Annotated in this window: 8 protein-coding genes; 4 read left to right on the top strand and 4 right to left on the bottom strand. The window is 62.9% G+C overall.

What is annotated here, in order from left to right; translation table 11 throughout:
* Window positions 1–478 precede the first annotated feature (478 nt).
* Together VFU66_RS15720 and uvrA are read right to left on the bottom strand one after the other, a co-directional pair.
* The gene (locus VFU66_RS15720) at window positions 479–1,468 is read right to left on the bottom strand and encodes a CPBP family intramembrane glutamic endopeptidase (protein WP_326447220.1); all 990 of its coding nucleotides are present in this window, start codon (window positions 1,466–1,468) and stop codon (window positions 479–481) included.
* Window positions 1,465–4,638: an excinuclease ABC subunit UvrA gene (uvrA, locus tag VFU66_RS15715; protein WP_326447219.1), complete on the bottom strand. Its 3,174-nt coding sequence runs from the start codon at window positions 4,636–4,638 to the stop codon at window positions 1,465–1,467. Before uvrA ends, VFU66_RS15720 begins: the two co-directional genes overlap by 4 nt.
* A 257-nt stretch (window positions 4,639–4,895) precedes the next feature.
* Between uvrA and VFU66_RS15710 the strand changes: the two genes are divergently transcribed.
* Window positions 4,896–5,066, top strand: coding sequence for a hypothetical protein (locus tag VFU66_RS15710; RefSeq protein WP_326447218.1), 171 nt, complete (start codon window positions 4,896–4,898; stop codon window positions 5,064–5,066).
* A 59-nt stretch (window positions 5,067–5,125) separates the two neighbouring features.
* Here VFU66_RS15710 and VFU66_RS15705 read toward each other — a convergent pair whose 3' ends face one another.
* Entirely contained in the window at window positions 5,126–5,911 is a 786-nt protein-coding gene (locus tag VFU66_RS15705; RefSeq protein WP_326447217.1) for a hypothetical protein, read from the bottom strand.
* A 184-nt stretch (window positions 5,912–6,095) separates the two neighbouring features.
* Here VFU66_RS15705 and VFU66_RS15700 point away from each other — a divergent pair, with 184 nt between their 5' ends.
* The 3 genes from VFU66_RS15700 (at window position 6,096) to VFU66_RS15690 (ending at window position 8,906) form a co-directional block, all read left to right on the top strand.
* Window positions 6,096–7,106 carry a hypothetical protein gene (locus tag VFU66_RS15700; RefSeq protein WP_326447216.1) on the top strand — a complete coding sequence of 337 codons (1,011 nt, stop codon included), beginning with the start codon at window positions 6,096–6,098 and terminating at the stop codon, window positions 7,104–7,106.
* 156 nt (window positions 7,107–7,262) lie between these two features.
* The gene (locus VFU66_RS15695) at window positions 7,263–7,910 is read left to right on the top strand and encodes a nitroreductase family protein (protein WP_326447215.1); all 648 of its coding nucleotides are present in this window, start codon (window positions 7,263–7,265) and stop codon (window positions 7,908–7,910) included.
* Window positions 7,911–7,940: 30 nt separating this feature from the next.
* Window positions 7,941–8,906, top strand: a complete 966-nt coding sequence (locus VFU66_RS15690; RefSeq protein WP_326447214.1) for an alpha/beta fold hydrolase — start codon at window positions 7,941–7,943, stop codon at window positions 8,904–8,906.
* 6 nt (window positions 8,907–8,912) lie between these two features.
* Here VFU66_RS15690 and VFU66_RS15685 read toward each other — a convergent pair.
* Window positions 8,913–9,451, bottom strand: a 539-nt coding sequence (locus VFU66_RS15685; protein WP_326447213.1) for a UbiX family flavin prenyltransferase, incomplete at its 5' end; no start/stop codon positions are given.

The following is a 9,451-nucleotide window of genomic DNA, read 5'->3' as shown; positions in this document are numbered from 1 at the left end:
CTCGATGGTATGCAGCGAGAATGATGTGTCGGGCTTTCAGCCCTTTCATGTTCTGCCATCATGAACCTGGGCCTCCGGCCCAGGCTGGTATGTTGTCGGGCCTTTGGCCCTTGGAAGGCTACTGCGCAGCGATGCGCAATTTGCTCTAAGGCAGGTCTGATTAAGTCCGCGAAGATTCCCTCAGGGGCGAAAGAGGGTGCTGAAAAAGTGTCTAGCCGGGAAGAAAGCGTACCTCAGCGGCTAAAGCCGCGTCGATTTTGCAGCGTTAGCGGCACGGATGAAGCCGTGCCCTTAAGCAAAACTGACTTTTTCAGCACCCTCTGAAGCCCCATTTTTCACGGTTTGTGAAGAGAGCCAAGCCTAAAGGCCTGGCCTACCCTGAAGCAAAAACGATTCTCGTCGATTCATCAGACACTACCTAAGGAAGGTCTGATTAAGTATCGGAGGGCCGCCGAATGGAAATGTGAGGCTGCGCTTTTTAGCGGGTCATGCGTTCCAGATGGCGGTAGCCGCCGGTGGCGATGAAGAGCGAGATGAAGACTGAGAGGTTGTAGCAGGCGTGGACCAGCGTCGAGCAGGCGACGGACTGGGTCTTTACGCGCACCCAGGTGAGGACAAGCGAGACGCAGAAGAGCACGAACAATGCAACCCAGGCGCGGTCGAGCTGTTCTGCGTGGACCATGGCGAAGAAGATGCTGGTCAGGATGCCGGAGAAGACGAAGCCTGCGCGGCTGAAGGTGACGGTGGTTCGCCAGATCTCGTGCGCGTAGGGTTTGCGCGGGAGGCTGAGCCAGTCGTAGGCGATGGCGAAGGCAGGCAGCAGGAAGCCTCGGAAGCATATCTCCTCGAACATGGGCGCGAGCAGCGTGCCGAAGGCCGTGACCAGCCAGACGTCGGACGCGGTGTGGAAGAAGCGGTCCATCGGGATGGTCTTGGGCATGGGGATGAGTGAGGAGATGGCCTGGACCGTCCAGCCGAGGACGAGGCCCAGCGGGATAAGCCGGTAGGCGTTGCGGCGCGCTGTGGCGAAGTCCCAGCGGATGCCTTCGGCGAAGCTTTTGTGCCAGAGCAATGGAAAGAAGGTCCATGCTTCGATGAGGGTGACGACGTAGGCGATGGCCATCGAGGCCAGCAGCATCTTCGGGTCGAGCGTGGTGGGGATCATGTGCGCGCCCGTGTGCGGATTGCGCATGGGCGGGGCGAGCGCGAGGAAGACGGCCTGCGTCAGCACAAGAATGACGCCGGTGTTGACGACAAACGCGAGCGCGTGGCCGATGTGCGGGATGCGGCGCGGAGTGTAGTCGTCGGGCGTGGGCACGGGACCTTGCGGAATCAGCAGCGCGGTCTTGTCTTCCGCTCCGGTGACGGGCGGGAAAGGGTGGGTGGCAGCGCCCGGTTCATCGGCGGCGTAGGCAGGGTCGAAGGGGCGGCGCACCGGATGAAGCGGATTGAGGTTCTGATCGTTCATGCTTTCCTGCCGCGTGATACGGGCTCGGCTTTTGATTCTTGCTTAATTCTGGCCACTGAGGGGGCTTTTTTCTTTGCCGGCTGTTTTGCCCGGCTGGTGCGCTCGGCAGGCTTGGCCGCTCCGGCTTTGGCTATTCCAGTCTTTTTCTCGGGAGTGGTGAACTTGCCGCGTGGCTCTTTCTTCTTGTCTGGCGCGGCGATAACGGGTGGTTGAGGGCCCGCGTGGCTTGTTGGATTGGAGCCGTTTGTGGGCTGTAGATGAGAGGAGTAGTAGCGGGCGAGGAACTGGCCGGTGTACGAGTCCCGGACTGTGGCGACCTGCTCCGGAGTGCCGTGAGCGACGACGCGGCCACCGCCTTCGCCGCCTTCGGGGCCCATGTCGAGGAGGTAGTCGGCGTTGCGGATGATGTCGAGATTGTGCTCGATGATGATGACCGTGTTGCCGAGGTCGGTGAGGCGGTGGAGCACTTCGAGGAGGCGGCGGACGTCGTCGAAGTGCAGGCCGGTGGTGGGTTCGTCGAGCAGGTAGAGGGTGCGTCCGGTCTGGCGCTTGGAGAGTTCGCGGGCCAGCTTCATACGCTGCGCCTCGCCACCGGAGAGCGTGGTGGCCGACTGGCCGAGATGGATGTAGCCGAGGCCGACATCGACGAGCGTTTGCAGACGCTGGTTGACGGCGGGGATGTCCTTGAGCAGGGGCAGGGCGTCGGCGATGGAGAGGTCGAGGATGTCGGCGATGGAGTAGCCGTTGAATTTGACCGAGAGCGTCTCCTGGTTGTAGCGGCGGCCGTTGCAGACCTCGCACTGGACGTAGACGTCGGGCAGGAAGTTCATCTCGATGCGGCGCTGGCCGTCGCCCTGGCAGGCTTCGCAGCGTCCGCCCTGCACGTTGAAGCTGAAGCGGCCGGGTTTGTAGCCGCGCTCGCGCGACTCGGGCAGCATGGCGAAGAGGTCGCGGATTGCCGAGAAGACTCCGGTGTAGGTGGCTGGGTTCGAGCGAGGCGTGCGGCCGATGGGCGACTGGTCGATCTCGATGACTTTGTCGAGCTGGTCGATGCCGATGATGCGGCCATGCTGGCCGGGTTCTTCGCGCGAGCCGTAGAGTTCGCGGGCGAGCGCGCGGTAGAGGATGTCGTTGACGAGTGTGCTCTTGCCGCTGCCCGAGACGCCGGTGACGACCGTCATCACGCCGAGTGGGAAATGCACGGTGACGTTTTTGAGGTTGTGTGCGTGGGCGTTCTCGACGGTGATCCAGTTACCGGTGAGCGGGCGCGGCTGGGTGCGGGCGAGAATCTCGATTTTTCCGGCGAGGTATTGGCCGGTGATGGACGCCTCGTTGTCCATGATCTGCTGCGGTGTGCCGTCGGCGATGAGGTGGCCGCCGTTTTTGCCCGCGCCGGGGCCGAGGTCGAGCACGTAGTCGGCCTTGCGGATGGTGTCTTCGTCGTGCTCGACGACGAGGACGGTGTTGCCGAGGTCGCGCAGATTTTCGAGCGCGCTGAGCAGTCGCTGGTTGTCGCGCTGGTGCAGGCCGATGGAGGGCTCGTCGAGGACGTAGAGGACGCCGCGCAGCTTCGAGCCGATCTGCGTGGCGAGGCGGATGCGCTGGCCTTCGCCGCCGGAGAGCGTCGCGGCGCTGCGGTCGAGCGAGAGGTAGCTGAGGCCGACGGCGTTGAGGAATTCGAGCCGTTCGATGATCTCGCGCTGGAGCCGGTCGGCGATGATGCGGTCGCGCCCGGCGAAGTGCATGGCACGCGCGGCGGCGAGGGAGCGTTCGAGTGAAAGCGCGGTGAAGTCGGCGATGGAGACGTTGTGAATGTCATGGACCTGGCCGTCGGGAAGAGGCGCAGGTCTCTCCGCTCCGGCGCTCCGCGCCTCCGGTCGAGATGACACTTCCTGAGCAGGGTTGGAAAGTGGGATAGATATCGTCACGGCGAGGGATTCGGGGCGCAGGCGGCGGCCTTTGCAGACCGGGCAGGTGGAGGCCGACATGTACTGCATCATGTACTCGCGGTAGCCTTCGGATTTGGTGTCTTCGAGGTTCGCGCGCAGGTAGTTGAAGATGCCGTGGAAGCCGGTGCGTGCTGCCTCGTTGCGTGGCGGGCCGTAGAGGAAGAGGTTCTGCTGCTCGGTGGTGAGCTGGTCGAAGGGCTTGCGGATATCGATCTTGTATTTTTCGGCGGCGAGCTTGATGAGCCGCAGCAGATACGCCGAGGCGGAGCCGGGGCCCATGGCGCCGTCGAGCAGCGGCTTCGACCAATCGACGATGGTCTTGGCGGGGTCGAAGTCGTAGATACTGCCCAGGCCGTGGCAGTTGGGGCAGGCGCCGTAGTTGGAGTTGAAGCTGAAGCTGCGCGGCTCGAGTCGCGGTACGTTGATACCGCAGTCCGGGCAGGCCATCGACGAGCTGTAGAGCGTCTCGTCCTGCTCGCGGTTGGGGCCTTGAATGCCGATGAGCACCAGGCCGTTGGCCATCTGGAGCGCCTTGAGAACGCTGGTTTCGAGGCGGCGGGTGTCGTATTTCTGTTCACCCGGGATGAGCTTGAGGATGATGCGATCGACCACGGCTTCGATGGTGTGGTTCTTTCGCTTCTCGAGCCGCATCCCTTCGGCGATCTCGGTGACTTCGCCGTCGATGCGGACGCGGAAGCCCTGCTGGTCGAGCGACTCCAGTTCTTCGCGGAACTCGCCCTTGCGTCCGCGCACGATGGGCGCGTAGACGGTGATGCGCTCGCCGGGCGAGAGCGCGGTGACGCGCTCGACGATCTGCTCGGCGGACTGCCGCGTGATGGGACGGCCGCAGTTGGGGCAGTGCGGCTGGCCAACAGAGGCGTAGAGCAGGCGAAGGTAGTCGTAGATCTCGGTGATGGTGCCGACGGTCGAACGCGGGCTGCGACTGGTGGTCTTCTGCTCGATGGAGATGGCGGGTGAGAGGCCGTCGATGGCGTCCACGTCAGGCCGCTCCATCTGGTCGAGAAACTGGCGGGCGTAGGCGGAGAGCGTTTCGACGTAGCGGCGCTGGCCTTCGGCGTAGATGGTGTCAAAGGCCAGCGACGACTTGCCTGAGCCCGAGAGTCCCGTCACCACGGTCAGGGTGTTGCGCGGAATGCTGACGTTGACGTTGCGCAGATTGTGCTGGCGTGCGCCGCGAACGGTGATGTGTGTAATTCCCATGCAGGATACGGCGGTGCCCGGCCCTCTCTCAGATAAGTCTCTAGGATACGGCATTCGCGCCGAGGGGAAGAAGTGTGCGGGCGGCGATGGCGTGGCGGCGCTCAGGGCAACCCGTGGTACGAAAGATGTATCCGAAGTCGCAACAGTGTTTTACTTTGGGGGCATTGTGTCCGATGCAGGTTTAGGGCATTAATGGCACAGTAGAACTGTGGGCCTGGGCGCGTTGGCTGCGCTGGGCCAGACCTCAGGGAGTGGATGTGAACTCGATTGTCTTGATCTCTGCTGTATGTGCTTCGTTGGCGTTCGGTGTGCTGGTAGCGTATGGGATCTGCATCTCAATGTTCAACGTCTTCCGGATTCACGCCCGCCAGGTGGCGGCGGAACGCTCGGCGCGCGTGGTGGCGCAGGCCGGGGCGGCCAAGGGCTGAAACGTGGCCGGGGTAATTTCATTAACCTAACTATTTTCAATTAAATACATCGAATACTTCTACTGATTCGTGTGCTGTTGCTGCGCCTGTTTCTGGCGCATCTTTTGCAGCTCGTTGAAGATGTCCTGCGGGGTTTTTACGCCATTGGGCGACTTCGGCTGGGCGTCGTCGGCTGCGGGAGCGGGTGTTGCCGGTTCGCTCTCGGGAGGGTTGGCAGGAATCGCTGTCGTGGCGGGGGCCTCCGGGGCAGGAGAAGGCGGGCGGTAACTCTGCTTGGGCAGCATCTCCTCGTTATTTTGCTGATCTTCTTCGGCCTGGATGCGGGCCGCGTTCGGGTTGGGCGGCGTCGGGCCGCCTCCGCGTGGGGTCAGCACCAGTTCGGCGGGAGCCGGGCCGTTGCTACCTACCAGCATCATGTTGCTGCTGGTGCCGTCGAGCAGCGCGCTCAGCACTTGCGCGGCTGAAGCCGGGCCATAGTTGCCAAAGACGCGCTCGTCCTGCACTCCTCCGGTAATTTTCATGCCGGTTGCGCGCGAGACGTCGCGCAGAATCTGGTCCAGGCTGGAGTTGCTGGCTTTGACCGAGAGCAGGCCATCAGCGTAGGTGACGCCTGCCGGATGCGCAGGCAGCTCCGCCGGAGTGGGTGGAGGCGGCGGGGCAACAGGTTGCGGAGGCAGTGGCTCAGGAGCAGGGGCGATGGCCGCAGCAGGCTTCTCGTGCCTTCTGTGCCTTGTCTGTGCACCGGCTACGACGCAGCAGGCGAGGCACGCAATGGCGGCAACACGAATTGGCGCAGTGTGGCACATCTTGCTCAGATAGGACGCAGCGCAGCGAAGGAAGGTCATCCGGCCGCTGCGGCTTGTCCAAGTCTACCGCGCGGCTCGGCAAGTCGTTTGCGCTGCGCGGGCTCGGCAGGTTCCTTTCGAGGTACGGATTTGGCAGGGGCAGGCTGTAGACTGTCCCATGGCTCTGGTAAATGTTCTCCTATCGGAACAGGGAAGGCTTGGGGGCCGTCTAACAGGCATGAGGATGAGAGCAAAGGTTGCAATGCTGGCTTCGGTGCTGCTGCTTGTGGGGGCAGCCTCGGCTGAGGTCTGCACGACGCAGTCGAAGATGACAGCCGCCGATCGGGATACGCTTGTGGCGCGTGCGCGTCAGTTGGCAGCGATGGTGCAGGCAAACGACGTCAACGGGTTGCACGCTGCGACTGCGCCAGAGTATGCGAAAGACTTCGGCGGCCTGGGCGATGTGGTCGCGGGCGTTGCGCCAAAGCTGAAGGGCGGCACGCTGGTGGTCGAGCAGGTCTATCTGTTGGACGCCTCGGAGCTGAAGCATGCTGCTGACGGCTCTCTTCCCGCGGCGCAGTTCTACTGTTCGCTCAATCAGTCGCCCGCCGAGGCGGACTTCCTTATCCCCGGCATGGATCCCGGTAAATATGCTTTCGCCATTGTCGAATCTGAAAACGCGACGACTCCGTGGCGGCTCTCGTTCCTGATGCGCCAGGACCAGAATCAATGGGGCCTTGCCGGCTTCTATCCCACGGCTATGTGGGCCGCCGGTCACGATGGGCTCTGGTACTGGCGGCAGGCGCGCGCGATGGCGGCCAACAATCAGCACTGGAATGCGTGGCTTTACTACCAGCAGGCCGAAGTTCTGTTGCGCCCCGCCGGTTTTATTCAGAGCACGCATCTGGAGAAGCTGCGCTCGGAGCGGTCGGCGGTTGCGCCGCCTGCATTGTCGGAGGGCATCAGCCCGCAGGCACCGCTGGTGGTCAAGGCCGCCGACGGTTCGGAGTATCACTTTATCGGTCTCGGCGTGGACGACTCGCTCGGCAAGGAGAAGATCGACGTGACTGCGCACCTGAAGGTGGACCAGATTGGCGATGTGGCCACGGCGAACAAACGTAACGCAGCGGCCATGAGCGCGCTCGTGGCTGCGTATCCAGAGCTGCGCAGCGCGTTTCACGGAGTGTGGATCTTTGCGCAGGCTCCGGGGCAGAATCCATTCGCAACCGAACAGGCCATGAGCGACATTCATTAATCATTCATGCCGCTGTCGTGCAGGAGGAAATTCATGGGTGGCCGTGGAAGACTTTTTTCAAATCAGGAATGAGTGTAGGATGCCGGAGTACTCTCTGGAATCGCGCACCCCTGAATGGAGCGGCTGGGCGATGACTTCACTTGAAGAAAGAGGATGATGGCAAAGCTTAAGAAGTCCCTTACACAGGCGATCGAGGAGCGTCGCGCGACGCCGAGCTTCGACGGTACGCCGATTCCGGCAGAAGACCTGCAACAGATTCTCGAAGCGGGTCTCGCCGCGCCCAGTGGCTACAACATGCAGCCCTGGCGCTTTGTCGTGGTGCAGACGCCCGAACAGAAGAAGCGGCTGCGCGGCGCCAGCTTCAATCAGGGCAAGGTGGAAGAGGCCTCGGCCGTGATTGTGGCCTGCGGCGACGCTGACGGCTGGCGCAAGGACATTGACCTGATGCTGCAACTGGGCCGCGCCGGTGGAATGCCCGAGAGCTACGCCGCGCAGGCGCGCAACAGCGTTTCGAATTACATGCTCAGCTTCAACGCCGACCAGATGCACGGCTGGCTGAACAAGATGGTGATGATTGCCTTCACCCACATGATGCTGATGGCCGAGTCGATGGGCTACGACACCGCGCCCATGGAAGGCTTCGAGCAGGACAAGGTGCATGAGGTGCTCAAACTGCCGCTCAGCTACTGGGTAGTCGCGCTGCTCGCAGTGGGGCATCTGAAGGGCGATGACAAATATTTCGGAGGCCGTTTCGACATGGCCCACACCGTCTTCGGAGAAGAGTTCGGCAAGCCGCTGAAGTGACCGTTCAAGCGCAGAGGAGGGCAGCAGGCGATGAAGGTGATTGGGCGGATACTGCTTGTTCTGGTATTGATTGCTGCCGTTGCGGGCGCGGTGTTCTATTGTCAGCCGCTTCGCGTTCAGGACGCGATGACGCGCTTCCGGCTCTGGCGGCACGGTGTTCGCAGCGAGTACATCGAAACGGGCGGCTACCGGCTGCACTACTTTGAAGCGTCTGCAGCGGCCGGATCGGCCAATACGCCGCTGCTGCTGATCCACGGTCTGGGTGCGCGCGCGGAAGACTGGGCTCCGCTGATTCCTCCGCTTGCGGCCGCAGGATTTCACGTCTACGCGCTGGACCTGCCCGGCTACGGACGCTCGTCGAAGCCGGACGCAAGCTACTCGATTGCGATGGAAGAGGCGGCGGTCGTCAGCTTCATGCAGGCTGTTCATCTTACGCGCGCCGATGTCGCCGGCTGGTCGATGGGCGGCTGGATCACGCTGAAACTCGCGCTCGATCATCCCGAGTTGGTGGACCGCGTGGTGGTGTACGACAGCGCGGGCACCTACTTTCCCGCGACATGGGAGCCGGACCTGTTCTCACCTGCGGATGTGGCCGGCGTCCACAAACTGCTCACCATGCTTTCGCCGAAGCGGATCAACGTGCCGGACTTCGCCGCCCGCGCCATGGTGCGTAAACTTCAGGCGAACAAGTGGGTCATCCAGCGCAGCCTGATGTCGATGATCGATGGGCGCGACCTGCTGGACTTTCGCCTGCACAACGTGACCGAGCCGACGCTGGTGGTCTGGGGTGCGCATGACGACCTCATCCCCCTCTCGGCCGGGCGGAAGATGCATGACAGCATCCCGCACTCTTCGCTGGACGTGATGGAAGGCTGCGGCCACCTGGCGCCGACCGAGTGCGCGAAGCCGGTGATCGCGGGAACGATTCAGTTCCTCCGCGCGGAGCCGCCGATAGAAGGCGTCGAGCGGACGTTTCCGATGTCTGCGGCGAAGTAAGTCTGCTCAGTCAGGTTGCCACTGGTACGCTCCAGGCTGCGGGAGGCCGATGTGCGCAAGCACGCGATGGACGAAGTTGCGCGCCATCTCGGTGGTGCTTTGCGGATGATTGTAGAGCGTGGGGATGGCAGGGAAGATGACCGCGCCCGCGTCAGACGCAAGCTGCATGTTACGCAGGTGGATCCGGTTGAAGGGCGTCTCGCGCACGCAGAGGATGAGCGGGCGACGCTCCTTGAGGCAGACATCGGCGGCGCGCTGGATGAGGTTCGAGGCGAGACCCGTTGCGATAGCCGCGAGCGTGCCCATGGAGCAGGGAAGCACGATCATCGCGTCGATGGGGTAGCTGCCGCTGGCGATGTTCGCGCCGATGTCGGAGTCGGCGTGCTGCTGAATTTTTGCGCAGGGGGAACCGAGGAGCTTTTCTACCAGGCCGTTGCGTCCGCCGATCTGGAGTTCTTCGGCGAGCACGCGCAGGGCATTGTCGGAGACGACGAGGTTGACCTTCCGCACGCGGTCGTCGGCAGCGAGCGCACGGAGCATCTCGG

Source organism: Edaphobacter sp. (genome assembly GCF_035763405.1).
In the GTDB taxonomy this organism is placed as follows: domain Bacteria; phylum Acidobacteriota; class Terriglobia; order Terriglobales; family Acidobacteriaceae; genus Edaphobacter.
Note: the sequence above shows the minus strand (reverse complement) of the source record. Positions and strands in the feature narration are given on the sequence as shown.

Bases quoted from the DNA above. Each gene is read 5' to 3' on its own strand.
- uvrA (WP_326447219.1), bottom strand. From the start codon at position 4,638: ATGGGAATTACACACATCACCGTTCGCGGCGCACGCCAGCACAATCTG.
- VFU66_RS15720 (WP_326447220.1), bottom strand. From the start codon at position 1,468: ATGAACGATCAGAACCTCAATCCGCTTCATCCGGTGCGCCGCCCCTTC.
- VFU66_RS15705 (WP_326447217.1), bottom strand. From the start codon at position 5,911: ATGACCTTCCTTCGCTGCGCTGCGTCCTATCTGAGCAAGATGTGCCAC.
- VFU66_RS15695 (WP_326447215.1), top strand. From the start codon at position 7,263: ATGGCAAAGCTTAAGAAGTCCCTTACACAGGCGATCGAGGAGCGTCGC.
- VFU66_RS15690 (WP_326447214.1), top strand. From the start codon at position 7,941: ATGAAGGTGATTGGGCGGATACTGCTTGTTCTGGTATTGATTGCTGCC.
- VFU66_RS15700 (WP_326447216.1), top strand. From the start codon at position 6,096: ATGAGAGCAAAGGTTGCAATGCTGGCTTCGGTGCTGCTGCTTGTGGGG.